The sequence below is a fragment of the Aestuariibaculum sp. YM273 genome (assembly GCF_030908365.1).
GTDB classification, from domain to species: domain Bacteria; phylum Bacteroidota; class Bacteroidia; order Flavobacteriales; family Flavobacteriaceae; genus Aestuariibaculum; species Aestuariibaculum marinum.
Window position 1 is genome coordinate 3,519,755 of the sequence record NZ_CP133090.1, and the last position, 23,911, is coordinate 3,543,665.

A 23,911-nucleotide genomic window follows, 5' to 3' on the forward strand; every position below is an offset into this window, starting at 1 on the left:
AAATAGCCTTCAAATAGTCAAGAATTCACTAAAAACAGCGAGTTCCCTTCTTTTTAAATATACTTAAAAATTGAAAAACGAAAAATAAAAAAATAGTAATTTCAGGTCAACAACCGCGTGTTTAAAGGTATTTCTCTAATTCTAAATCATTTATACCTCCGTGGCTATCATGCACTGAAACTACTCCATTTTTTATAACTAACAACTGTGGAGATTCATGATAAACACCAAACTTTTGAGCGATTTCATTTGATATCTCTCTGTAGTTTAGCAAATCCAGATAATACAAATCGGCTTGATCTTCTGAAATCTGATAATCAGACTCAAACTGATTTTTTACCATACGACTAATTCCACAACGCGTAGAGTGTTTAAAAATAATCTGAGGTTTTTCTGAAGATTTTTCCGCAATACCTTGAAGTTGCTCTATACTCTCTAAGTCAATCCACGGTAAGGTTTTCTCCTCTTTCTTATCCGTTGAATGTTTTAAAAATTTATTAAATATTCCCATAAATGTATTCTATTCATTAGCATAAGTCGTAACTCTTGCAATTCCTTACAACTGACTAATCGTCATTTAAAAATCAAACAAACAAGACATTTTGTCTCGCTTATTGTGATGGTAAGGTTATTGACTTATTCATGGTGTAAAGAAACTAAAATTAAACGAATCGCTTCGGCGAAACACTAATAAAAGAACACTTATGAACTTAAATAATTATACCATTAAATCACAAGAAGCCATACAGCAAGCGCAACAAATAGCGCAAGGCTTCGGTCATCAACAAATTGAAAACGAACACCTTTTTAAAGGTATTCTTGAAGTTGATGAAAATGTACTCCCATTCATTTTAAAAAAACTGAATGTTAATATTGGTATTTTAGAACAAGCATTAGACAAACAGATTGAAAGCTTTTCTAAAGTTACCGGTAGTGAGCTCATGCTTTCCCGAGAAGCAGGAAAAACACTTAATGAAGCTTCTATTATTGCTAAAAAAATGAAAGATGAATATGTTTCAATCGAACATTTAATCATCGCCATTTTTAAATCGAATAGCAAAATAGCACAGATGCTTAAAGACCAAGGCGTAACAGAAAAATCATTAACTGCTAGCATCCAAGAATTACGTAAAGGCGAAAATGTAACGTCTCAAAGTCAAGAAGAAACTTATAATGCTTTAAACAAATACGCTAAAAACTTAAACCAATTAGTAAAGGACGGGAAATTAGATCCTGTAATTGGTCGTGATGAAGAAATTCGAAGAATATTGCAGATTCTATCACGTCGTACTAAAAACAACCCTATACTCGTTGGTGAACCCGGTACTGGTAAAACTGCTATTGCCGAAGGTTTAGCGCACAGAATCGTTGATGGCGATATTCCTGAAAACTTAAAAGACAAGCAAATTTTTGCTTTAGATATGGGCGCATTAATTGCAGGTGCCAAATACAAAGGCGAATTTGAAGAACGTTTAAAAGCTGTTGTTAAAGAAGTAACAACCAGTGAAGGTGATATCGTATTATTCATCGATGAGATTCACACTCTTGTTGGTGCTGGTGGCGGACAAGGCGCTATGGATGCAGCAAACATCTTGAAACCAGCTTTAGCACGTGGCGAACTGCGCGCTATTGGAGCAACGACTTTAGATGAGTACCAAAAATACTTTGAAAAGGACAAAGCCTTAGAGCGTCGTTTCCAAAAAGTCATGGTCGATGAGCCAGATACAGAAAGTGCTATATCTATTTTGCGAGGTATTAAAGAAAAGTACGAAACACACCATAAAGTACGCATTAAAGACGAAGCCATTATTGGCGCTGTAGAGTTATCGCAACGCTATATCACCAATCGTTTCTTACCAGATAAGGCGATTGACTTAATGGATGAGGCTGCTTCGAAATTACGTATGGAAATCAACTCAAAACCCGAAGAACTTGATGTTCTAGACAGAAAGATCATGCAGTTGGAAATTGAGATTGAAGCCATTAAGCGCGAAAAAGATGAAGCTAAGTTAAAAGCATTAAAAGCAGATTTAGCAAACATTAAAGAACAGCGCAACGAAATTAATGCCAAGTGGAAAAGCGAGAAAGAAGTAGTAGATAATATTCAAAACACAAAACAAGATATTGAAAACTACAAGCTTGAAGCTGAACGCGCCGAACGCGACGGCGACTATGGTAAAGTAGCCGAGTTACGATATGGTAAAATAAAAGAAGCTCAGGAACAACTTGAAAGCTACCAAAAACAATTACAAGAGCAATCTGAAAACTCTCTGATAAAAGAGGAAGTTACTTATGATGATATTGCTGAAGTGGTTGCAAAATGGACCGGCATCCCTGTTACAAAAATGCTTCAAAGTGAGCGCGAAAAGCTATTGAAGCTTGAAGATGAATTACACAAGCGTGTCGTTGGACAGGAAGAAGCTATTGAAGCTGTTAGTGATGCTGTGCGAAGAAGTCGTGCAGGTTTACAAAACCCACAAAAGCCAATCGGTACATTCTTGTTCTTAGGAACAACGGGAGTTGGTAAAACTGAGCTAGCTAAAGCTTTGGCTGAATACCTGTTTGACGATGAAAACGCCATGACCCGTATCGACATGAGTGAATATCAAGAACGCCATGCCGTGAGTCGTTTAGTTGGTGCTCCTCCGGGATACGTGGGTTACGATGAAGGTGGTCAGTTAACTGAAGCTGTAAGACGTAAACCGTATTCGGTGGTGTTATTAGATGAAATTGAAAAAGCACACCCGGACACCTTCAATATTTTATTGCAAGTATTAGACGAAGGTCATTTAACGGACAATAAAGGACGTGTGGCAGACTTTAAAAACACCATCATTATCATGACTTCCAATATTGGTAGTCAGATTATACAGGAACGCTTTGAAGCTACCAAAGATTTGAATTCTGCTATTGAATCCGCTAAGATTGATGTACTGGCTTTATTAAAACAAAGTGTGCGACCTGAATTTTTAAACCGTATCGACGATACTATAATGTTCACTCCTTTATCAAAAGAAAACATCAGAGATATTGTTGGTTTACAACTTAAAAACATCACTAAAATGATTAACAAACAGGGCATCACTTTTGATGCTACTGAAGAAGCTATAACCTATTTAGCCGAAAAAGGATACAACCCTGAATACGGAGCTAGACCGGTAAAACGCGTTATTCAAAAAGAAGTATTAAACGCATTAAGTAAAGAAATACTTGCCGGAACAGTCACTACAGATAGCATCATACTTCTTGATGCCTTTGATGACAAGCTTGTATTTAGAAACCAAAATGATCTGGTTTCAAAGGAAGTTTAATTTCATAGTTAATTAATTAAAATAAAGGTTACCTGCAGGTAACCTTTATTTATTTTATAACCAACCAACCTCAACAGCCCGTCATAAACAAAAGACTACCAATAATTTAACATACAAAAACCGATTAAAACCCGATTAATAAGTTGTTTTTTCTTTCAAATTAAAAATGATTATTGTATCTTAACAAACAAGTGTTTACAATAAATTAAAAATTAAATTGTTAATAAAATGAACCTATAACATTAAAAAAAAGTACGTTAAAATTAGTTAAATTTGCCCCTTAAGTAGTCCCCAAAACTATCAGGCTCGTATATAAAACGAGAATATTAATAGCATTAAACCTACTCATCCCTATGAATATATCTAAGCATATAGAATATACTCTGTTAAAACCTACAACAACAGAGCGTGAAATTATCGACCTTTGTTACGAAGCTATTCAAAACGATTACTACGGTGTCTGCATAAACAGCTCGTATGTAGCTTTAGCTCATCAGCTTCTGGAAAACTCCCCTACGAAAGTCTGTTCAGTTGTTGGATTTCCATTTGGAGCAATGTCTACCGATGCTAAAGTATTTGAAGCCAAAAAGGCTATCGAAGATGGTGCTGAAGAAATTGAAATGGTAATAAACCTAGGATTCCTTAAAAGCAAAAATTACGTGTCTGTTTTAAAAGATATTAGCGATGTTAAAATGGCAATCGGAAACACCACTTTAAAAGTTATTTTAGAAATTTCAGAATTAAATAAAAACGAAATAATAAAAGCTTGTGAAATTTGCTTAGATGCTAATGTCGATTTCATTAAAACCTCAAGTGGTTTCTCAAAGGGAGGTGCTACGCTAACCGCTACAAAAATCATAAAAAAAACCATAAAAGACGCTGCTAAAATAACAGCTTCAGGTGATATTGAAGACCTTGAAACCAGCATGAAATATCTAGAAGTTGGCGTGCATCGTATTGGCTTCAATGCCCTTTTAAATAAGAAAACAAAAAAAGCTAGACATATCTCTTAATAAGGCAACGCTTTTAAAAACACCTTACTATAGTTCAGTAAACACAATACCTTCTTGCGTTATTTTTTTTACACGTAATTTGTATTATATTTACTGAACTATTTATATACACTTCATTTTAGTATAACCGCAACATATTATGACACACCTTAGCAGTTATATCGATCACACCCTTTTAAAACCTACAGCTACAGAAGCTGAGGTTATAAAACTATGTGAAGAAGCTAAGAAATTCCGTTTTTTTTCAGTGTGTACCAACAGTTATTTTACGGCACTGGCCAAAGAGCATACAAAAAACAGCAACGTAAAAGTTTGCACGGTGGTCGGCTTTCCTTTAGGCGCCATGAGTACCGAAGCTAAAATTTATGAAACCATACAAGCTATGAAGGATGGCACCGATGAAATAGATATGGTTATAAATTTAGGTTTACTGAAAGCTGAAGATTATACCGGCGTTGTTAGAGATATTGCATCAGTAAAAAACAGACTACCTAACAATGTGTTAAAAGTTATCATTGAAACCTGCTATTTAACGGATGGCGAAATTATAAAAGCCTGCGAGCTCAGCATTCAGGCTGGTGCAGACTTCATAAAAACCTCTACAGGTTTTGGACCACACGGTGCAACCCTTGAGCATGTGAAATTAATGAAGACTACCGCTAATGGTCGTGCAAAAATTAAAGCCTCAGGAGGCATAAAGGATTTTAAAACAGCCATTGAATACATTAAAATAGGCGTAGATCGCATAGGCACATCTGCCGGCATCACAATCGTTACAGGAAAGTAAACTAATACTCCAACATTTTAAACTGCATCTTATCTCCTGTAAATTTTTGAGACAAACAATTAATTGAAGATTCTTTAAGCTGTAATACTCTTGGGTACCCTCCCGTAGTTTGACAATCTCTCATTAAAACAATTAACTGACCAGAAGGCGTTAATTGCACTGTGCCCGGAAGCACCGGAGAGGTTATAATTGGCTCTAAATTGTTCTCAAAGCTCTCCTCAAACTGATAAGCCATACGGCTATTGTTTTTAGATATAGTGAATTTAGAAGACGTTAAAATAGACTGCTGCTCAGGGGTCAACAAATCAAATTCAGGACCTTTAAACACTTCCAATACACCGCCTTTAAAATCATCAACCTTAACTTTAACTGACGAGTTCTTATTTGCTTTAAATAAGTTATTTACGCCTATTTCAATATAATCATTTTTCAACAAAACACCTTGTTCCGTAACACCTTTATACATGCTTCTACTCCCCAAGACCTCTTCAGAAAGAATCCCTCCTAACACAGCCAGATAACCTCTAACTCCTTTTTTTAATCTTCCAAACGAAAGCACATCTCCTTTATTTATTTCAACAGGCTTATTTTTCTGAATGTTTTCGTTATTAATTTTCGGAGAAATATCAGCTCCTGTAACACAAATAAACGTATTACACTCAAATTGTAAAGCAGGACCTAAAACCGTCATTTCAATAACAGCTAAATCTGGAGCATTACCTAAAATTGCATTAGCTAATCCTGCCGAATAGCGATCCATAACACCAGAATATGGCACACCATATTGCTGACAATTGAATCGCCCAAAATCCTGAATACTGGTGTAAAACCCCTGTTTTAAAACTTTAATCACTAATCACCTCGCTTTCCATCTGATATACCCCTGCATCAATTAAGACTTTTATATCATGATACACATCGATTGATACTGATTTAAATTTTACCCTGTCTCCTGGCGCAACAAAACATGGTGATTTTTTATTCACATCAAATAAAGAAACAGGTGTATTTCCAATAATATTCCAACCACCGGGACTAGCCATTGGGTAAATTCCTGTTTGATTACCTCCAATAGCCACAGCACCTTTTTCAATCCGTAAACGTGGTGTCGATTTTCGAGGTGTATGAAGTTTACCATCCAGACCTCCGAGATATAAAAAGCCTGGTAAAAAACCAATGAAGTAAGTAGTATAAACAACTGAAGAATGCAAATCGATAATTTCAGATTTTGACATGTTTTTTTCTAAAGACAACTCGTTTAAATCTATTCCAAAAGCATCATCATAACAAACAGGAATTACCCATTGTCGGAAACTCTGGTCTATCGCCTCTATTTCTGTATTATAGATTTTCCTTATAGTTGATATTTCTAAAGAATAATTTTCTAAAACAAAACCATAAATAACTAACAATGAGGAATATGATTGTCTTATTTCAAGTATTTGTTTAATACCATATTTTTCTATTTTAAATTTAAATTCAAGAACATCTCTTAAGATATTTTCATTAATTTCCTGCGGCCATTCAATTAAAATAGCCCGTTCTCCATAGGGTTTATATGCTAAATTATATGTCATAGACCTAATAAATTTTCACCCCTTTTTCCTCAAGCCTTTTCCATAAATTTTCAACCAATTTAATAGCCTCTGAATTGTCGCCATGTACACAAACCGTATCAACTCGAATAGGCACATTTGTACCGTCAATACTTTTAACTTCCCGCATTGAAATCATTCTGTACACATGTTCAAACATATCATCAACATCATGAATTAAAGCGTCCTTTTTTAGTCTTGAAACTAAAGACAAGTCGTCATTATAATTTCTATCAGCAAACACTTCATAAACAATCGGGATATTATGCTGAACCGCCAAATCGGCTATTACCGACCCATAAGGCACATACAACTGAACAGGCGTAGCATATGTTTTTAAAACCTCAATAACAACTCCGGCGAGTTTTTTATCGGCCGCAGCCATATTATATAAAGCGCCATGGGGTTTTATATGATGCAAACTTACCTGCTCTTCTCTTAAAATCTTCAATAAACCATCTACCTGATGTTTTAAAGATTCAAACAAAGCAGCATAAGGCATTTCCATAGCCTGGCGTCCAAAATTTTCTTTATCAGGAAACGACGGGTGTGCTCCAACTTTTACCTGATGCACTTTGGCTAATTTCACAACCTTCCGCATCGTACCTTCATCACCAGCATGTCCGCCACATGCAATATTACATGAAGACAAAAACGGCATTAATTGCTCCTCATTATCTATACCCTCACCCACATCTGCATTAATATCTACATGAAACAATTCCATATTCTTTAAATTTACACAGCTAATCTATTAAACAAAAATTTTAAGGTAAACGAAGGTAGCTATATCTCAATTCAAAAACAAAACAAGTAGGATTTAGGCAAACGCCAAACCAACAAAACCTTAGCCTTAACTTAATCCAAAACACTATACAACTCATAAACAAGCCATTACATTTTTATTAAAAAAATCCTTTTAAGTCAACGCAACGTTTTTTAATTCTTCTCATCTACTAGTTAAATTAAAACATTTAATAAACTATGAAAAAGACCATTTTACTTGTAAAAAGCTTGATGTTAACTGGAATTTTAGCTGTAAGTTGTAACGATGACAACGACTATAAATGCCCGGAAGCTTTTACAGGCGAATTAACAGAAACCGAAACTAACTTTACAGGGCTTTGGAAACTAAAAAGTATTGTTACCGAGGAAGAAATTGACTTAACAGATGATGACATCGATAACCCTACAACCGATTTATTTAGTCAGTTTACAGAATGCCAACAGGATGTTGCTTACAACTTCAATAACGATCGCAGCTATAGTTATTTAGCCGGTACAATTGCAACAGATTGCGAAAACAAACAAACCATTTCTGGAACCTGGGAATTAAATGAAGCTTCTGTTCTATCTCTTGTAGTAAGCTGCGCTAAACAATCAAGCATTATAGAAGTAAACGAAACCAATACCGAGTTTACTATCGAAACGACATACAATTTTGTTGATGTTAATGACATAAGCGTAACTTCGGTAACAACATCGACTTACGAGAAGGAAACAAATTAAAAACAATTGATTAAAGAGTAAAGTTTAGGCTTTACTCTTTTTTACCCCAACCACCCTTCTCTATCTAAACTCCGATACTGAATTGCTTCACTAATATGCGATCCGTTTACATCTTCCGAACCTTCCAAATCCGCAATGGTTCTGGATACTTTCAAAATTCTATCGTAAGCTCTAGCTGATAAATTTAATCGCTCCATAGCTGTTTTTAACAATGTTTTTGATGCGTCATCCAACACACAATATTTCCGTATTTGCTTGGTATTCATTTGTGCGTTATAATGAACTGAATCAGATTCTGAAAATCGTTTTGTTTGAATAACTCTAGCCTCGGTTACTCGTTTTCTAATCTCTACCGAAGATTCACTCTTTCTATCTTCAGAAAGCTTTTCAAAAGGTACCGGAGTGACTTCTATATGAATATCAATACGATCCAACAGCGGCCCGGAAATCTTACTTAAATACCGTTGCATCTCTGCCGGACTCGACGTTACGGGCGCATCCGGATCGTTAAAATAACCACCGGGGCTCGGGTTCATACTCGCTACCAACATAAACGACGACGGGTACGTTACCGTGAACTTCGCTCTTGAAATCGTAACTTCCCGATCTTCCAATGGCTGCCTCATTACCTCTAATACTTCTCTTTTAAATTCAGGTAATTCATCCAGAAACAATACACCGTTATGAGACAAGGATATTTCACCAGGCTGAGGATAGCTCCCTCCACCAACTAAAGCAACATTTGTGAATATCTTTTTTGTGTGGGTGTTATTTTTATCAGTAATTACAAGGGTTTACACGAAATGTTAAAGTATTGGCTAATTATCTAATAAACTCACACCGTATTTAGCCTTCTCAAACTTTACATCATTTAAAGATTTTAATTTACCCTTTATTTCTTGTTTTTTACCATCTGCTTCAACTACAACTTTATCATTACTAAAATTAAAGTACATAATTGGTGGGTCTATTGGAAGTTTCTTATTGAAGGTACATTTTAGTTTATTAGCTGAAAAAGTATTAACACTAAAATCTAAAACTTTAAATTTACTTTCCAATACCCCTTTAAAAGCTTCTAATTTTTCCTGCCATTGAAGTGAGGTTAAATAATATTCATTTTTAGTTTTTTCTCGAACCAAAACCAAATAACTAACTTCTAATTTATTAGAAGCTTTATTTATATCTTGAATTTTAAATATAAAACCATCTACTAATTCCATATAATTATATTCTTTAGAATAAACTAACAACAAATCTTTTGAATCAATTTGAGCAACGCAATTAATCGAAAATAATAACAATGTTGACAACAAAATTTTTAATACTTTTTTCATTTCATCAAATTTAAATTTTAAAATAATGTATTAAGAGCATCATAATACACTGGTTGCATTATCTCTGGCGCATTGGTGTTTACCCTTGCATTAAATAAATCACGTGATACAGGGTGAGATATTAAGTCTTGTGAAGTGAATGTAAACAGTAGTTCTTTAATCTGATTATCATTCAAGTTTAAATCCAGCCAATCGAATTCATTCTTTTCATCCAATATTAATGGCATTCTAAAATCACCCTGTTTTGATGGCTTGTTGTGTATTTCTTTCATCTGGTCATTTGCCAATGTGGTAATGATTGATGCTGTGTATAATCCATCATCCAATTCAGAATATATACCAGCGAATACAAATAACTGTTTATCCTTCATCTGTATCAAATGTGGATATGAAACATTGTTTCTGTGATGGGGTTCATAAAATCCATCACAAAGTATCATACAACGTTGTGTTCTAATATGTTTACTGAACAATGGTGATGTGAACAGGTTTTCACTTCTGGCATTCAGTGTATTGGTTTTCTTTAAGAACCCTGTTCTGGAATAGATATTATAATCTTCTGGCATTATCCCCCAATACGATGGTACCATTGTATATGGTTCTTCTCCTTTGATGATATAGATGTATTCATCACTAAACCCATTGTGATGGTAATATGGTTGGTACACATCCATTGCTGAATCTGTACCCACATCAAAACGCTTTTTGATTTCTTTAATTGGTTTGGTTAATGCAGTATGAAAACACATTTATGTAAATTGTTTTAATTCAGTTCTTAATGCGTTATGAATATGATGTACCATTAGTGAATCACATTCCAATAATTTAAACTTATTGGTTATTGGGTTATACTCGAATTCTGCATTAATTTGATAATATCCAGATACTTTATATTTTAAATAATCTTCAAGTTTATTTTCAAATGTACCAATGATATGTTGAATGTATTCTTCTTGTTCTGGCGAATATTCTTCACCCCATTCAAGAACATCAGCAGCTTTAGTAGTTATATTAACCAATACTGCCATTTATCTTTTCATATATAATTACGATTGCAAGTATAATAAAAAATACTATTAATATTGGTTTGGTGTATTTGGTATACAACCACCAAAATCTGGGGTCGTTTTTCTTATAATCATCAAACATAAACACAAGGTATAAAAACCCATCCACATTATTGGTTAATGATTTGTGTTTAATTTATTGAGATAAACATTTTAAATATTCATTTAATCTTTTTCCTTTATTATTTTCACGCCAAAACATATCAACAGTTGTACCTTTAATAGGATTATTAATTATTAAATCAACATCCTTTTCTTTCAATTCTAAAATGATAGTATAAATATAACGATGCTTTTTTTTATCTCTTAATGACTGAATTTCTGCATTATTTTTTTCTATAAAATTATTATTGCTTAAATTTAAAGTCACCTCTTTTTTTCCATCAAGCCTTGTTAAACCCTCCATAATAATCTTTAAATAAAGTTTTGAAAAATTATCATCAGATTTTTTAAAAAACATTATACCATCTTCCTCATTAGAGTGTTTATACTCCAAACCATCATCCCAAAAGCTTGTTTCAATATCCTCACAATTAAATTTTTTTAATTCCTTTAAATTTTCATCAACCTCAAGGGTAACTGTTTTTTTCAAACTTTCATCAACATCAGAGGCAACTGATTCTTTTAAACCTTCATCAACATCAGGTGTAACTGGTTTTTTCAAACCTCCAACAACTTCTAATTCATAAAACGCAAAGCGTTCCTTATTATAACCATAAAAAACGGTTCCTAATTCAGGATTTTCAAGTTCCAAAACAAAATAATTATGTGAAAAGGGATTTATTGTTATATCGTTATATATTTTTACAACTTTAAATTTTTTTCCAAATAATTCATATGGATTTGAATAACGAATATCATTTTCATACGAATCGATTTTCTTAGTTTTACTATCAAATCTTTTATAAAAATTAAAATATCCCTGTAATTCTCCATCAGAGTTACGCCTTGTTTCCAAGGGTGTTACTGTCTTGTTCAATAATATATTTACATTTTCACCAGGAAAATCCCCGTAATAATATTGTGACATAATATAATGACCTTGTGAAAAGCATAAACCAGAAAATAAAACCGTAATAGTTAGTGATAACTTCTTCATATTTATAAATGTTTTAGGATTAAATTATTTATTTGTAACTAAATATAACAAAATTCTAAAACATTAACTTACAAAACAATATTTAAAACCTTTAAAATAAGCATTTTAAAAAACACTTTGTTGTTCGTTTACTTGTACTCGATGTGCAACTGAATTGATTTCTTCAACATCATTTTCATCTTGAATTAAATCACTGAATCTGGATTCTTCACCATCATCAATGGTGAAGTTATCCAGTGTTAATTGGTATTCATTTTGAGTTGATATAAAGTCTTTACAGTGCCCATTCAACCGTTTGTATGCAAACCCTTGAATGGTTCCTTTTTCTTTATCAAATCGATTAAAAATAGATGCTAATTGAATAATACATTCGTTGAATAAATCTTCTCTATACTTTGAAGGGTATTTATTAATTATTGAATGTATTAATGGGTAATACTGTTGGTAGTTCATTAATCATTTGAATTAGTTTTTTTCGTTATTAATTCTGATAATTGAACTAAATCTTCAATTGATTTTTTATCAGTTTTACCAAATTGAAATAATTGGTGTTTTACCTTGAATTGTGCAATGCTGAATCTATCAGCATTGGATAATTCACAACTTAACCTTTTGGTGATGTAATTATTAATTTCGTTGAAGTATTCTTTTAAATTTTTCATTCTTTTCTTTATTAATAAGTATTTGAAAAATTTTTAAAATTCACTTGAACTATGTTAAATAATGTTAAAGTTAAATTGAAGGTAATTTCAACTTAACGTGTAAGCAATTTAATTAAAATAAAATGATTTAAAGAACTTTCTTTTTGAATTAACCCAAATACCTTATTCAAATAAAATAATTGAAGAAATATCCCTTAAAATGATTAATTGAAGGTTATTGTATGCGCTTTGCGCATTAGTTGAAGTTGAAGTTGAAGTAATTATTCTTTCAATTTTACCTAAAAATGTTATTCTAAATAAATATTATAACTAATTATAAATCACTTATTATTAATTATTTATATATACTTTATTTATATAATTATCTTATTAATATTTATATTATTATAATTATATTATAAGTATTATATTATATACAACCGATAGATTTTACGTATACCTATACGATAAAATTTACGTGTACCTATACGATAGTTTTTACTTGTACCTATACGATAAATTCTTCCTGTAGGTAAAAATAAATTACTTCAACCATATTAAATATTTTCAACCTATACGTAAAATCTATCGGTTACCTATAAAATATTTTTAATTGATTTTGTGTTTATTATCCTACATTTTGCAAATCCTATTTTATATTTGCAGCTTTAACGAAAATCCTTTGTAATTCAACGAATACCAGTGTTTTAACCTTGTCAAAACTTGAATTGTGAAGTATATTTGCAATATCAAATTCAATTATTCAAATCACTTCCGCTGTGTGATTACCTAAACTTTTTTAGGTATAAACAAACATTTACGAAAACTCACATATTTATTTATGTAGTCGGTTAATAATACCCTCTGCAATAAATAACTATTGTTAAAAATTAAAAATTATGGAAAACTTAAATAACAAAGTAGCTGGTAACTATTCCAAACAATTTAATGGAATCTTCAACCTAACTGGAATTACCGCAAACGAATTGGTGATAATGAATATCCTGTTGTCATTCGCTTTGAATGATAAACATATATTCATAAGTGATAAAGAACTTTCAAACTTTACCAATGGATTGTTTAACGTAAGAACTATCCAAAACATTATTAAAAAATGTACTGAAAAAGGTTATATAAAACGTAAAACAACTAGCAACCAATCAAAAGGTTATGGTGGCAAAACACGAATCATCACCATCAATGAAAATGTATATAAAGTAATCAATGGTGAATTGGATTCCATACCTGTTGAAGATATACCAAGCAAACAAGAACCAATTAAAGCTGATTTACCATCCTATATTAAACCAAAAGTGACTAAGGAACCAAAAGTAATTTCAATCGAATCTGGTGCATCTAAAACAAGTGATGAAACCTTCAACTTGAAGGATGTATTAACCTTTTCATTGGGTGGTGGTGAATATGCTGATGCAATTCATAAATGGTTTATTAAAAGCTTAAAACACAATAACCAGTTTCAAACATTTAACCAAGCCAATAACCCAAATGAAATAGAATTACCAAGTAATATGATATTAAAACTATTGGTTAAATATAAAAGCTATTACCCACAAATAACCGATGGTGCAATGAATGATACGATGATAAACATTATGCTGAATACAGCCAATGATTACATCAATGAAAAGTTTAACTATTCGTTAACAAAATAATTTGAACTTTTCAAAATTTTCAGATAGTTATAGATATAGGAACAGAAGTAATAATGATGAACTAAAAAAGAAAATTAAATGAATATTGAAACAAAAGATTTCTTCAATGAAGATGGAACATTAAAGGAACCTGTAAGATTTGAAAATGCTTTTAAAATAGGTTGGCTAATTGGGTATTATGAAGAACATTCAATACCGAATGTCGAATATAGTAACGCTGTATCGATGGAAATAATAAACGGAATAACACAAGGTCAATTTGAATTGGCAATATGGAATAAAACGGTATAATGGAATTAGAATAAAACCAAGGTTGAATCATCCTGTACCAGCAAATAAATCTAAAATGGTGGATTGGTAAAAATGTATTCAAACTGTACCCTTCATCACTTTTGCGAACTCTACAAAATTTGGTAATATGAATTTACCGTAAATGTATAGGATGCCTAGGATGGTAATTAAAAGGCATATACAGATTAACAATATTTGCCACCATTCCAACCTTTTTGATGGCACTTCCATTTTGATAATTCTACTATTAAATTTAAACATAACGTTTACTTTTTTTAATGAGTTATTAAATTTTGAAAGCATCTAACAATGTGTACCAAAGTTTTTTTAAAACTTTCAAAAATTTTGATTTAAAGAAACCACTAACACCTGTTAACCCCTTTAAATATCAATACTTTGCAATGTATGTCAAAATGATGATTCAGAAAAGGACAAGAAAATTCAGAAATTTTTTTCTTACAAAATAACACTGATGCACTAGCATCAACCCAAATAAAAAACAAATGATAAATTGAAAATTTTAGTAGCGTGTGAAGAATCACAAAAAGTAACAATGGAATTAAGAAAATTAGGCCACGAAGCCTATAGTAATGACTTATTAAACTGTTCAGGTGGACATCCTGAATGGCATATCAAAGAAGATACATTGAATATTATCAATGATAGTTGGGATATGATTATTGCATTTCCTCCCTGTACTCACTTAGCTTCATCTGGAGCAAGACATTTTGCAAAAAAGCGAGCAGATGGAAGACAACAAAAAGCTATAGACTTCTTTATGTCAATAGTTAATGCAGATTGCGATAAAATTGCAATTGAAAACCCAATAGGAATTATGAGTAGTTGTTACAGAAAACCAGACCAAATCATTCAACCTTATTGGTTTGGTGATAAAGCTCAAAAAAGCACTTGTTTATGGCTTAAAAATTTACCAAAATTGGAACCTACTAAAATAGTAGAAAAAGGGGAATTCATTGAATTCACAAATAAAAAAACAGGAAAAAAAACAAGACAACCTCTTTGGTATTATGAAGCTTTAAAAAAGAGTAAAACACCTGAAGAAAGGAGTACACTTAGAAGTAAAACCTTTGATGGAATTGCATTAGCTATGGCAAATCAATGGACTATGACTCATACTCCTGTTCCAATCTTTACAGGAAACACTTACACAACAAAATAGAATAAATAACTGACATTCATTACTTTAATTAAACATTTAGCTTTTATTTAGTTCTGTATTATATTCATTTAAAAATTTTTCAGATAAATATTTTTGATAAAAGTATTCTCCTTTATTAGTAAATAAATAAGAATCTTTATAATTATAAATTATTCCTTCATTTAATAATACATTATTAATCTCGAAAGGAATATTTTTATTAATGGATTCTCCCTTAGATTTTTTAATATAAAAAGCTATATTTTCAAAATATTCAAAATATTTTGGGTTTGACTTAAAAAATAAATAATCAGCATCATACCTTAATTTTTCTTCATCATTTAAATTTTGTCTATTTAACTCCTTCATTGCTGCATCATTTAATTTCAATTGTGAATTTAATTTTGATTTCTCCTTTTCAACCTCCTTGACCTTATCTTGGGTTTTCAATAATTCCTTTTCCAAATCAGCAATTTTATCATTTAATTCAGATATTTCTTTATGGTCGGCTTTAACATTTTCCAACCTCAATTTACTCCCTGCCAGAGTAATCTGTTTTTCAATCCTATGCCCTTCAAGCTCTGTTAAATTATCAATTCGCTCTCTATTTGCTAATGAATATAATTCCTCAAAACCCCACATAATATATGGTATTGCTAAAACATAAAATAAAGCAAAGAATAAAGGATACCATAAAGTGCAATTAATCCAATTATATGAATCATCTATATGTAATATTTTATCTTCAACCTTTGCATCTGAAAAAATAAAATACACAAGAGGTTTCCAGTTTAAAACAATCCAAGATAAAACGAATGAAGCTATAAAAGGATTCTTCATTCTTTCTTTACTGGTATCAAAAACAGACTTAATTAAATCGAACATTAAACTAATATTTGGTTAGCATTCAAATATAAACAAAATCTTACATCAATCATTTAAAAATCCCATATCAAATCAAATCAATGATGTAAGAATAATATGTATATTTACAATTCTAACAATAGAATTAACTAACCATATCACAATGAGAAAACCAAAACTTATTACAGTGCTACTAACAACATTTACTTTATGTTTAATATCTTGTTCTGATTCTGATGAAATTGATGAAACAGCACCATTTAGTTCCAAATGGTATTTAGAAAAACAAACATTTAATGGTGTTTCAAATCCTTTATCTGATTGTGAAAAGCAAGGTTATATTGAATTCAATTCTGATGGAACCTTTGAAAGGGTTTATTATTATTCCTCAAATGGCACTGATTGTTTACCAGAAGATACAGATATAGGTACTTTTAAATTTGATGGTGCTGAAAGAATTATGACTTTAACATTCACTGACACTGATGAAGGTGAACAAGTTCAAAAACTTAATAATTTTGAAATGGGTGTTGAAAAACTAACCTATACCTGGGATGAAGATGGTGATGGAACTGATGATGTAAGTGTTGAATTTATACGTGAAAATAATTAATTTAAATAATATGAATAACGAAGAACAAGGATATGTCAATGATTTTATAGAAATCGACACTAAAATTGAAGGACAAAAAGACGCCTTTGAAACAAGCCATTATACAGGTGTAGAGGCATTTTTCAACGAACATTTAAAAAACACACTCAATACTAAATATCACTTTGATGATGTAGATATTTATAGTTTAGAAATTGGTGATAAAATATATTTATCTCAATCAACTTGGGCAATTGAAATTAGAAAAAAACACAAACTGGAAGATGACTTATCAGAATATAAAATTGAATATGAGATAATCAACATTAAACTTGAGTATCAAAGTAAATCTATTAATCCCGATACAAATCTACCTAGATTGAAAATTGTTATAATTCTAAGGAGTAATTAAACCGAAATATATATCTTAAAATAAAGCACAAAAGGATGACAACTGAAGAATTACAAAAATTACAAAAAGAAGAAGTAAAAGATTTCATAAGGCAAAGATTAGGATTTGATGAAGGTGTTACAGGTTCTATGAGATATATGAAAACTGAGTTACCTGAGAAACAACACAAAAGATTTGATATGTCTGGATATGAATCCAAAACAGGACAATGTACCGTTTGGAATATGTCGGTATTAAATGAATTTGCTGATTTAGGTATTTATGATTATACCACTTATCTGTTTTTAGACTTCTACAAAGGTACCCCTACTATTTATTTACAGTATTTTTACGAAAACGATAATATTGAAATTGAAGGGTTGAGTGGTTATGGAACAACAGATTTAATTTATAAAATTTTTGAATTAACCATTTTTTCAAATAAAGATAAACGTAGAAGAAACTAGTATAATTGAGGGTTCAAGAACCACTTAAAATAAACCATAAATAAGAATAAGCTGATGGTGATGTTTAGGTGGTTTTTCTTATATTTATGATATAAGAAAAACCTTAAATCAAAATCCAATGGCATTAATCAATTGTTCAGAATGTAAACAAGAAATAAGTAGTAAGGCTGACAAATGCCCTTATTGCGGAAACAAAATGAAAAAGGGTGGATTTGGCTGTGGAACATTCATTCTAATTGGAATAATTTGTTTTGTAGGATTTTATATAGTTGGTTCAAATTCTGAAAGCAGTAGTGTTATTACAGATGAACAAACATACTCCCAAAGTTGGAGGTCACCACGAGGAACTGAATTTACTGAAATTGGCAGAATCATTGTGAGTAATGGAATTAAAGTATGTGGTGAATATTATATTAAAGAAATTGAAGATAAAGAATATGTTATTGCTTGTAGTTCTGATGGTTCGAGTTGGGATTATTTTGTTGTTTATACCAGACTTGATAAAATATATCGAGCGAATGAAGAAATGGAATCAAAACTACACCCACCAAGATAATACCACCAACATAATTGAGGGTACTAAAACCACTTATATGAAGTATCATATGGGTGGTTTTTTTATGGTCCAGAATCAATAACTTTGCACCATACCAAGTATTACCACCAATGGAACAATCAACCGATTTTAACCAATTACCAAGACTTGCAATTAATAATATAAACTTCATATTATCACACGTGGTTGATACCAATAACCAATTAACATTCACTGGTGATGAATACACCAAATATAAAATACTGTATAAGGATAATGTATTATATGATTCCAATACACCATACCCAAATACATTCACATTAGAACAACCAAGATTTAACCTTGAATATCTTCTTATATCTAAGTATAACCAGCTGGTTAAAGATGATGATTATATGTATTTAACCGATGTATATGATTCACTGTTTGTTGAAGGTGTGGTGAAGAATATGATAAAGAATAGTGATGTATTAACCCACGCATTTAAACAACGTTTTAACCATTATAAACGTGCAAATGATAAGATACTTCAATCACTGTATGATGTATTCCATAATAGCATTATAAGTACCAATTGGACCAAGAAACAATACAATGATATTATACTTAAGCTAGATATAACCAAACAGTTATTTGATGTGATTGATGGTGTGCTAACTGATTATGATATTGATGATGTTATTATACCAGATGATAATATAATAAGATATGGCAATGCACATTCTGGTAAACTTAAGATGAAGAAAACAGAATACTTAATCAAACGAATATAAGGGTAGTGGTTCACCCCTATTTTTTTAAAACTTAGGTTTCTCAATTTTCGTATAATACGTAATAAAAACAGGTATTTATGAATATCTTAGAATTAAAATACAATATAATATGGATTCAAATGAACTTTTGTTAAAGGAGTTATTATCGTATGATGATAATCAGAAACAATATAACCAATTATTAAAGGAGTATAAAAAATCAATTTTAAACATTAAACATTCCTTTAGTATAACGCAAGAACTGTTAGAAAGTATAGATACAGAGGAAAAACAGTTAGAATTTTATAAGCATCCAGAAAATGTAGAGAAAGAGAAAATGGAAGAATCAGGTTGGGCGTTTGAAAGATTTGTAAGACACCTAATGCATTTCCATCATAAAAGTTTTTACTATAAAGAAAGTTGGTTGGTAAGAACTGAAGCAAGTGCATTTGCACAAAACCTTAGAATAAAATATCATATTAAATTCTTTAAAAATTGGAAAAAATTAAATCCTAATAAAAGGTTTGACCATTGCAGAATGTTACCTGGATATACTGATGAACAAATACAAAATTTATAGAATATCTTCAGAAATTATTAGAAATAAAAGCCACTTCCCTATAATAAAAACCACTTCATTTTTATAAGAAACTACTCCTACAAATTTTTGCATTATAAATATGATTATGTAAAATAGACATTTTATATACCCTATAATTACCCATCTGAAACTTTCATTTTCTGTATCACCAACCACATATATACACCGCTGAACCTCTCCCCTACCCGATGCACTTCTATGGGGTCTGGGGGTCCTAATTTATGCGTGATGCGTATACTTTTAATGGTATTTTAAATTATGATACCATACCCTTTTATTATACCCTACATTTAAGTTGAATAATTTATAAGTTATCAACAATTACATCTAAAGTGTATTCTTACAAAATATTAAAGATTACAATTATAATATATTAATACACATAAATGAGTTGTACAGTTTAATAGTTTTTTACTATTGTTAATAACTACTTAATAAATGAAATCTATTGCCTTATATATTTTTATTATCTTTGAATACACTTAAATGTGAAATAGTAAATAACAAAAGTGTAACAGTAAATTATATTTCACGTTTAGAGTTAAAGAATTTAATTTTTATTAGTTATGAGTTTTAAATTAGAATTGATTTTATTAGTTGTTACATTATTCTGTGATTTATGTGTTATTGTATTTAAACGTTATCAGCATTTGATATTACCATCAGATGAAAAGATGAAGATGTACATTAGTAAGTTTCTTAAATGCTTGAAGGTTTCTTTTATACCATTCTGTATTTTATTGTTCGGTGTTTATTGTTATTATTCCAATATGATGTACTTGGTGTTTATTTTATTGGTGATGGTTTCTTTTTATCTTCTGATTGTTCTTAATACTGAACGCTGATTATATCTGTGAAATGTTTTGTGTTTATATTGTTTTTAGGATTGTTCAGAATGGGGTATGAAAAGCAAAAACCCCGATTCTGTGTTAAAATCGAGGTTTAATGATATTTAGATGAAATTATTTAATTAAACTCTACCACATATTCAATTTTACCACCTTTATCCTTTGATGCTTTAATATTTGCATCAACTTCCTTTATAAAAGCTTTAATTGACGCATCATTATTCTTATCAATGATAATCGTTACCTTTTTAGCCCCCATTTCCCTTGCCTTTAATATAAGGTCTTGAGCAAGCTTCATTTGTCTTTCAGTGTGTCTATTATCATTAACGATATCTAATACATTATTTATCATTTCGTTTAAAAATCCGAAAAATGAGTTGAATATGGATTTAATATCATCCGCTATACGTGATGCTGCCACCTTACCGAACGAGTCTGCAAAGGTTTTATTCAATTTTAATAATTGTATTTCTGATTGTTTAATACCTTCTGTTGAAGTTAAGTCAAATACTAATTCTTGCATTATTATTTTGTTAGGTTGATTAATACTCAATAATACAAATATTAAATTTTAACATAAAGAAAAATCTTATAATATATTTGGAACATTGTTCAGAATGGGGTATGAGAAGCAAAAACCCCGATTCTGTGTTAAAATCGAGGTTTTATGATATTTAGATGAATATTAATTTTATTTATCTGGGGCATCATCTCCTGCTCCACCTGCTCCTGCTGCATTTCCTGCTCCTGCTGCATTTCCTGCTCCTCCTGCTCCTCCTGCTCCTGCTGCATTTCCTGCTCCTCCTGCTCCTCCTGCTCCTGCTGCATTTCCTGCTCCTGCTGCATTTCCTGCTCCTGCTCCATTTCCTGCTCCTGCTCCATTTCCTGCTCCTGCTCCATTTCCTGCTCCTGCTCCATTTGCATTAATTATACTCTCTTGACTTCTTTCGTACGCATTATTACTATTATCTCTATAACTTTTAATTATATCAAATGTATAGCAAAATTTAAGTCCTCCAGTAATAACCATTTTATTTTTAAAAATATTATTGTCATTTACATCAAAAGAAACTTGAGGAGAGCCATCAATCAAGAATTGCTTATCATTTGTTTCATATTTATCAACAAACCATTTATTTGGTTGTCTTACATTAAAGCATTCTGCTGTAACAGCAATTAAAAATCCACCAGCAAATTTAAATCCAACCCCAAGTCCAAAATCTATATTTTTGAAAAAACCTTCATTTTCCCCTGTGGAACTTAATGAAATAGGGTTTATAAATGCAATTCCTGACCACCCAAATGGGACTCTTGTACCATTCTGTAATAATAAAGTTTTTGCTGTATAAGCAATTCCAAAACTTATATTTGATTTAAAACTCTGTGCTTCCTCTATGATTACATTTTTTGTGCTTAAATCAACAACAGGGTTTTGATATAATTTACCAAAAGGAATACTTGCTCCAATTCCAGTAATAAAGGAAATTTTTTGCTCATTAATCTCTGCCCGACCTTGTCCATTGGCAAGGAATGAGCCAATTAGAACTAATAAAAAAAGTGAATTTCTCATAATTATATAATAAAATTGATTAGTTACAAAAACATATAATTTTACTATTAATTAATAAAGGGAAGTTAAATGTAAGAAATTAACTTTTAACAAATTACAAAGTAGGAAAAAAATACTAATATTAGGTTAATTAAAATATATGTTAGTAATAAAAATTAATTAAATTCAACTATATCATTCTTAAATAAACGAACTTCATTCAATGAATATATTGCTGGAATACCACAAGATTCATTAAAGGTATTATGTGTATCTAATGCACAAAACCAATGTTCATAAGGTAGTTCAGTATTCCATATGGTATAATCATTAAATCCTTTATATGCAATAGTTATCATATATGAAGGTTGTTTGGTATCAAAGGATTCAATTTTAATATCTTCAATAATATTATTAACCGCCATTTTAATAGTATTAAAATCACTTTTATCATTAATAGTTAATAATTCCTTATTATAATTTTTTAATGCTTCTGAATTGGTTAAATCGGCTTGTTCAATCTTTAATTTTTTTAATAATTGTTCATTTGAATTTAATTTGGTTTTTGCATTCGTATATTGTTGAATAATGATTTCATCATCTTGCAGTTCATCACCCAATAATTTGGCATATTTATTTACTCTTGATTTTGTTTTAATAATTTCATCTTCCAATTGTTTAATTTCAGCATTTAACTCATTCAATACTGAATTATTATTAGATATAGATTCCATCATCTTTAATAAGTCCTTGGATTTGAAAAGATGTTTAATAATAAAAGAATCAAGCATTGGTATGTTAATAGCTTTATTACCACAATTAGTTGCAGCACTTCTTTTACTTGAACACATATAGAAATTATCATTTTTTGATGGTCTGAATCTGCCATAATAATTTCTACCACATTCATTACATCTGATTAACCCTTTTAGAAGATAATTATATTTCGGTGTTGAAGTTCTTACCCCCTTTCTTGAATTAATTGCTCTTTGAATCTTTTCAAAAAGAATATCATCAATAATTTTTGGTGTAGGTAATTTTTCACCAGAATAAATTCTTTCACCCACATACCAAGTATTTTTTAGAATATCACTAATTGTTTTTTCAGACCATTTAATATTTTTTCTTGGTCTTTCAATTACTTTTTTAGTGTACTTATTTCTTAATTTAATTGATTTGTCATTGTCCCTACCATATTTTGTTGGTATATTATCGTTATTTAATCCAGTTGCAATTGTTCTTACACCCTTACCAGATAAATATTCATTGAATATTCTATTAATGATTTTGGCTTCTTCTTTATGAATAAATGGCATCATATTATCATCAGTTCTGTAACCATATGGTATGACACCCCAAACTTTACCCTCTTTTGCATTATCTTTTAATGCTCGTTTTGTTGCTTTAGATTGTTGTGCTGGTTTTAATGCATCAACACCTGCCATAATTGTTAAGTGAAACATTTCAATTGGGTCGGTTAAATCAACCTTACCCTTATCACCAAATATTAGGGTTATATTATTTTTAACAACCGCATCAGCAAACATCATAACTGTTATACCCAACCTTGCCAATCTATCTTGTTTCCGCATCCAAACAGAAGTCAATTTACCAGATTCCATATCTTTAATCATACGGTTTAATTCTGGTCTTTCTTGAATTCTTAAAGTTCCAGAAAACCCTTGACCTTCATCATAGATATTATAGTGTTGTATATTGTTTTCATTTACGTAATGTAAAGCTTCCCTTTTTTGATTACTAATAGAATTAGATTCATCATCTTCTCTACTTAGACGTGTGTAAATACCCAACATAATGTTTTCGTTTAATTGA

General features: G+C 30.8%; 28 protein-coding genes. 13 read left to right on the forward strand and 15 right to left on the reverse strand.

The annotated features are described in order from the left end of the window. Positions 1–121: 121 nt before the first annotated feature. A complete protein-coding gene (gene ytxJ / locus RBH94_RS15035; protein WP_307881632.1) occupies positions 122–511 on the reverse strand; it encodes a bacillithiol system redox-active protein YtxJ in 390 nt (129 codons plus the stop codon). Between the two features lie 193 nt (positions 512–704). Between ytxJ and clpB the strand changes: the two genes are divergently transcribed. The 3 genes from clpB to deoC (RBH94_RS15050) all read left to right on the forward strand — a co-directional run bounded on the left by clpB (position 705) and on the right by deoC (RBH94_RS15050) (position 5,111). Beyond that, positions 705–3,311 (forward strand): ATP-dependent chaperone ClpB, encoded by a 2,607-nt coding sequence (gene clpB / locus RBH94_RS15040; protein ID WP_307881633.1) that lies wholly within the window; start codon positions 705–707, stop codon positions 3,309–3,311. A gap of 353 nt (positions 3,312–3,664) precedes the next feature. Continuing rightward, on the forward strand, positions 3,665–4,324 hold the full coding sequence (gene deoC / locus RBH94_RS15045) for a deoxyribose-phosphate aldolase (RefSeq protein WP_307881634.1): 660 nt from the start codon (positions 3,665–3,667) through the stop codon (positions 4,322–4,324). A 139-nt stretch (positions 4,325–4,463) separates the two neighbouring features. Beyond that, a complete protein-coding gene (deoC, locus tag RBH94_RS15050) occupies positions 4,464–5,111 on the forward strand; it encodes a deoxyribose-phosphate aldolase (RefSeq protein ID WP_307881635.1) in 648 nt (215 codons plus the stop codon). Position 5,112: 1 nt separating this feature from the next. Here deoC (RBH94_RS15050) and RBH94_RS15055 read toward each other — a convergent pair whose 3' ends face one another. Genes RBH94_RS15055 through pxpA form a run of 3 tightly spaced genes read right to left on the reverse strand, consistent with a single transcriptional unit; the run spans position 5,113 to position 7,433 of the window. Then, complete coding sequence (locus RBH94_RS15055) at positions 5,113–5,964, reverse strand: biotin-dependent carboxyltransferase family protein (RefSeq protein ID WP_307881636.1); 852 nt, start codon at positions 5,962–5,964, stop codon at positions 5,113–5,115. Continuing rightward, entirely contained in the window at positions 5,957–6,688 is a 732-nt protein-coding gene (pxpB, locus tag RBH94_RS15060) for a 5-oxoprolinase subunit PxpB (RefSeq protein WP_307881637.1), read from the reverse strand. Before pxpB ends, RBH94_RS15055 begins: the two co-directional genes overlap by 8 nt. A 4-nt stretch (positions 6,689–6,692) precedes the next feature. Next, entirely contained in the window at positions 6,693–7,433 is a 741-nt protein-coding gene (gene pxpA / locus RBH94_RS15065; RefSeq protein WP_307881638.1) for a 5-oxoprolinase subunit PxpA, read from the reverse strand. A 257-nt stretch (positions 7,434–7,690) separates the two neighbouring features. Here pxpA and RBH94_RS15070 point away from each other — a divergent pair, with 257 nt between their 5' ends. Then, positions 7,691–8,215: a DUF5004 domain-containing protein gene (locus RBH94_RS15070; protein ID WP_307881639.1), complete on the forward strand. Its 525-nt coding sequence runs from the start codon at positions 7,691–7,693 to the stop codon at positions 8,213–8,215. A gap of 41 nt (positions 8,216–8,256) precedes the next feature. Here RBH94_RS15070 and RBH94_RS15075 read toward each other — a convergent pair whose 3' ends face one another. The 7 genes from RBH94_RS15075 to RBH94_RS15105 all read right to left on the reverse strand — a co-directional run bounded on the left by RBH94_RS15075 (position 8,257) and on the right by RBH94_RS15105 (position 12,377). Continuing rightward, entirely contained in the window at positions 8,257–9,000 is a 744-nt protein-coding gene (locus RBH94_RS15075; RefSeq protein WP_307883174.1) for a YifB family Mg chelatase-like AAA ATPase, read from the reverse strand. 33 nt (positions 9,001–9,033) lie between these two features. Further along, positions 9,034–9,549, reverse strand: coding sequence for a hypothetical protein (locus tag RBH94_RS15080; RefSeq protein WP_307881640.1), 516 nt, complete (start codon positions 9,547–9,549; stop codon positions 9,034–9,036). 17 nt (positions 9,550–9,566) lie between these two features. Then, on the reverse strand, positions 9,567–10,298 hold the full coding sequence (locus RBH94_RS15085) for an SOS response-associated peptidase (protein WP_307881641.1): 732 nt from the start codon (positions 10,296–10,298) through the stop codon (positions 9,567–9,569). Then, positions 10,299–10,577 (reverse strand): hypothetical protein, encoded by a 279-nt coding sequence (locus RBH94_RS15090; RefSeq protein WP_307881642.1) that lies wholly within the window; start codon positions 10,575–10,577, stop codon positions 10,299–10,301. Positions 10,578–10,752: 175 nt separating this feature from the next. Then, positions 10,753–11,715, reverse strand: coding sequence for a hypothetical protein (locus RBH94_RS15095; RefSeq protein ID WP_307881643.1), 963 nt, complete (start codon positions 11,713–11,715; stop codon positions 10,753–10,755). A gap of 105 nt (positions 11,716–11,820) precedes the next feature. After that, positions 11,821–12,168: a sigma factor gene (locus RBH94_RS15100; RefSeq protein WP_307881644.1), complete on the reverse strand. Its 348-nt coding sequence runs from the start codon at positions 12,166–12,168 to the stop codon at positions 11,821–11,823. Beyond that, positions 12,168–12,377, reverse strand: coding sequence for a hypothetical protein (locus RBH94_RS15105; RefSeq protein ID WP_307881645.1), 210 nt, complete (start codon positions 12,375–12,377; stop codon positions 12,168–12,170). Before RBH94_RS15105 ends, RBH94_RS15100 begins: the two co-directional genes overlap by 1 nt. Before the next feature lie 878 nt (positions 12,378–13,255). On the opposite strand from RBH94_RS15105, the gene RBH94_RS15110 reads away from it, so the two are divergent. The 3 genes from RBH94_RS15110 (at position 13,256) to RBH94_RS15120 (ending at position 15,500) form a co-directional block, all read left to right on the forward strand. Next, entirely contained in the window at positions 13,256–14,029 is a 774-nt protein-coding gene (locus RBH94_RS15110; RefSeq protein ID WP_307881646.1) for a hypothetical protein, read from the forward strand. A 78-nt stretch (positions 14,030–14,107) separates the two neighbouring features. Then, on the forward strand, positions 14,108–14,320 hold the full coding sequence (locus RBH94_RS15115; RefSeq protein ID WP_307881647.1) for a hypothetical protein: 213 nt from the start codon (positions 14,108–14,110) through the stop codon (positions 14,318–14,320). 511 nt (positions 14,321–14,831) lie between these two features. Further along, complete coding sequence (locus RBH94_RS15120; protein WP_307881648.1) at positions 14,832–15,500, forward strand: hypothetical protein; 669 nt, start codon at positions 14,832–14,834, stop codon at positions 15,498–15,500. 36 nt (positions 15,501–15,536) lie between these two features. On the opposite strand, the gene RBH94_RS15125 is transcribed toward RBH94_RS15120, so the two are convergent. Further along, on the reverse strand, positions 15,537–16,364 hold the full coding sequence (locus RBH94_RS15125) for a hypothetical protein (RefSeq protein WP_307881649.1): 828 nt from the start codon (positions 16,362–16,364) through the stop codon (positions 15,537–15,539). 142 nt (positions 16,365–16,506) lie between these two features. Here RBH94_RS15125 and RBH94_RS15130 point away from each other — a divergent pair, with 142 nt between their 5' ends. The 6 genes from RBH94_RS15130 to RBH94_RS15155 all read left to right on the forward strand — a co-directional run bounded on the left by RBH94_RS15130 (position 16,507) and on the right by RBH94_RS15155 (position 19,660). Continuing rightward, positions 16,507–16,956: a lipocalin family protein gene (locus RBH94_RS15130; protein ID WP_307881650.1), complete on the forward strand. Its 450-nt coding sequence runs from the start codon at positions 16,507–16,509 to the stop codon at positions 16,954–16,956. 10 nt (positions 16,957–16,966) lie between these two features. Next, positions 16,967–17,347 (forward strand): hypothetical protein, encoded by a 381-nt coding sequence (locus RBH94_RS15135; RefSeq protein ID WP_307881651.1) that lies wholly within the window; start codon positions 16,967–16,969, stop codon positions 17,345–17,347. 35 nt (positions 17,348–17,382) lie between these two features. Further along, positions 17,383–17,793 carry a hypothetical protein gene (locus RBH94_RS15140; protein ID WP_307881652.1) on the forward strand — a complete coding sequence of 137 codons (411 nt, stop codon included), beginning with the start codon at positions 17,383–17,385 and terminating at the stop codon, positions 17,791–17,793. A gap of 118 nt (positions 17,794–17,911) precedes the next feature. Next, entirely contained in the window at positions 17,912–18,349 is a 438-nt protein-coding gene (locus tag RBH94_RS15145) for a hypothetical protein (protein WP_307881653.1), read from the forward strand. 110 nt (positions 18,350–18,459) lie between these two features. Beyond that, the gene (locus tag RBH94_RS15150; RefSeq protein WP_307881654.1) at positions 18,460–19,101 is read left to right on the forward strand and encodes a hypothetical protein; all 642 of its coding nucleotides are present in this window, start codon (positions 18,460–18,462) and stop codon (positions 19,099–19,101) included. Positions 19,102–19,210: 109 nt separating this feature from the next. After that, a complete protein-coding gene (locus tag RBH94_RS15155) occupies positions 19,211–19,660 on the forward strand; it encodes a hypothetical protein (RefSeq protein WP_307881655.1) in 450 nt (149 codons plus the stop codon). A 987-nt stretch (positions 19,661–20,647) separates the two neighbouring features. Here RBH94_RS15155 and RBH94_RS15160 read toward each other — a convergent pair. From RBH94_RS15160 to RBH94_RS15170, 3 genes are all read right to left on the reverse strand, one after another. Then, positions 20,648–21,052, reverse strand: a complete 405-nt coding sequence (locus RBH94_RS15160; RefSeq protein WP_307881656.1) for a hypothetical protein — start codon at positions 21,050–21,052, stop codon at positions 20,648–20,650. 168 nt (positions 21,053–21,220) lie between these two features. Further along, complete coding sequence (locus tag RBH94_RS15165; protein WP_307881657.1) at positions 21,221–22,099, reverse strand: hypothetical protein; 879 nt, start codon at positions 22,097–22,099, stop codon at positions 21,221–21,223. A 155-nt stretch (positions 22,100–22,254) separates the two neighbouring features. Beyond that, positions 22,255–23,892: a recombinase family protein gene (locus tag RBH94_RS15170; RefSeq protein ID WP_307881658.1), complete on the reverse strand. Its 1,638-nt coding sequence runs from the start codon at positions 23,890–23,892 to the stop codon at positions 22,255–22,257. Positions 23,893–23,911: the final 19 nt, after the last annotated feature.

Coding starts and splice junctions, on each gene's coding strand:
- ytxJ (WP_307881632.1), bottom strand. CDS start 511: ATGGGAATATTTAATAAATTTTTAAAACATTCAACGGATAAGAAAGAG.
- clpB (WP_307881633.1), top strand. CDS start 705: ATGAACTTAAATAATTATACCATTAAATCACAAGAAGCCATACAGCAA.
- deoC (WP_307881634.1), top strand. CDS start 3,665: ATGAATATATCTAAGCATATAGAATATACTCTGTTAAAACCTACAACA.
- deoC (WP_307881635.1), top strand. CDS start 4,464: ATGACACACCTTAGCAGTTATATCGATCACACCCTTTTAAAACCTACA.
- pxpB (WP_307881637.1), bottom strand. CDS start 6,688: ATGACATATAATTTAGCATATAAACCCTATGGAGAACGGGCTATTTTA.
- pxpA (WP_307881638.1), bottom strand. CDS start 7,433: ATGGAATTGTTTCATGTAGATATTAATGCAGATGTGGGTGAGGGTATA.
- RBH94_RS15070 (WP_307881639.1), top strand. CDS start 7,691: ATGAAAAAGACCATTTTACTTGTAAAAAGCTTGATGTTAACTGGAATT.
- RBH94_RS15080 (WP_307881640.1), bottom strand. CDS start 9,549: ATGAAAAAAGTATTAAAAATTTTGTTGTCAACATTGTTATTATTTTCG.
- RBH94_RS15085 (WP_307881641.1), bottom strand. CDS start 10,298: ATGTGTTTTCATACTGCATTAACCAAACCAATTAAAGAAATCAAAAAG.
- RBH94_RS15090 (WP_307881642.1), bottom strand. CDS start 10,577: ATGGCAGTATTGGTTAATATAACTACTAAAGCTGCTGATGTTCTTGAA.
- RBH94_RS15095 (WP_307881643.1), bottom strand. CDS start 11,715: ATGAAGAAGTTATCACTAACTATTACGGTTTTATTTTCTGGTTTATGC.
- RBH94_RS15100 (WP_307881644.1), bottom strand. CDS start 12,168: ATGAACTACCAACAGTATTACCCATTAATACATTCAATAATTAATAAA.
- RBH94_RS15105 (WP_307881645.1), bottom strand. CDS start 12,377: ATGAAAAATTTAAAAGAATACTTCAACGAAATTAATAATTACATCACC.
- RBH94_RS15110 (WP_307881646.1), top strand. CDS start 13,256: ATGGAAAACTTAAATAACAAAGTAGCTGGTAACTATTCCAAACAATTT.
- RBH94_RS15115 (WP_307881647.1), top strand. CDS start 14,108: ATGAATATTGAAACAAAAGATTTCTTCAATGAAGATGGAACATTAAAG.
- RBH94_RS15125 (WP_307881649.1), bottom strand. CDS start 16,364: ATGTTCGATTTAATTAAGTCTGTTTTTGATACCAGTAAAGAAAGAATG.
- RBH94_RS15130 (WP_307881650.1), top strand. CDS start 16,507: ATGAGAAAACCAAAACTTATTACAGTGCTACTAACAACATTTACTTTA.
- RBH94_RS15135 (WP_307881651.1), top strand. CDS start 16,967: ATGAATAACGAAGAACAAGGATATGTCAATGATTTTATAGAAATCGAC.
- RBH94_RS15140 (WP_307881652.1), top strand. CDS start 17,383: ATGACAACTGAAGAATTACAAAAATTACAAAAAGAAGAAGTAAAAGAT.
- RBH94_RS15145 (WP_307881653.1), top strand. CDS start 17,912: ATGGCATTAATCAATTGTTCAGAATGTAAACAAGAAATAAGTAGTAAG.
- RBH94_RS15150 (WP_307881654.1), top strand. CDS start 18,460: ATGGAACAATCAACCGATTTTAACCAATTACCAAGACTTGCAATTAAT.
- RBH94_RS15155 (WP_307881655.1), top strand. CDS start 19,211: ATGGATTCAAATGAACTTTTGTTAAAGGAGTTATTATCGTATGATGAT.
- RBH94_RS15160 (WP_307881656.1), bottom strand. CDS start 21,052: ATGCAAGAATTAGTATTTGACTTAACTTCAACAGAAGGTATTAAACAA.
- RBH94_RS15165 (WP_307881657.1), bottom strand. CDS start 22,099: ATGAGAAATTCACTTTTTTTATTAGTTCTAATTGGCTCATTCCTTGCC.
- RBH94_RS15170 (WP_307881658.1), bottom strand. CDS start 23,892: ATGTTGGGTATTTACACACGTCTAAGTAGAGAAGATGATGAATCTAAT.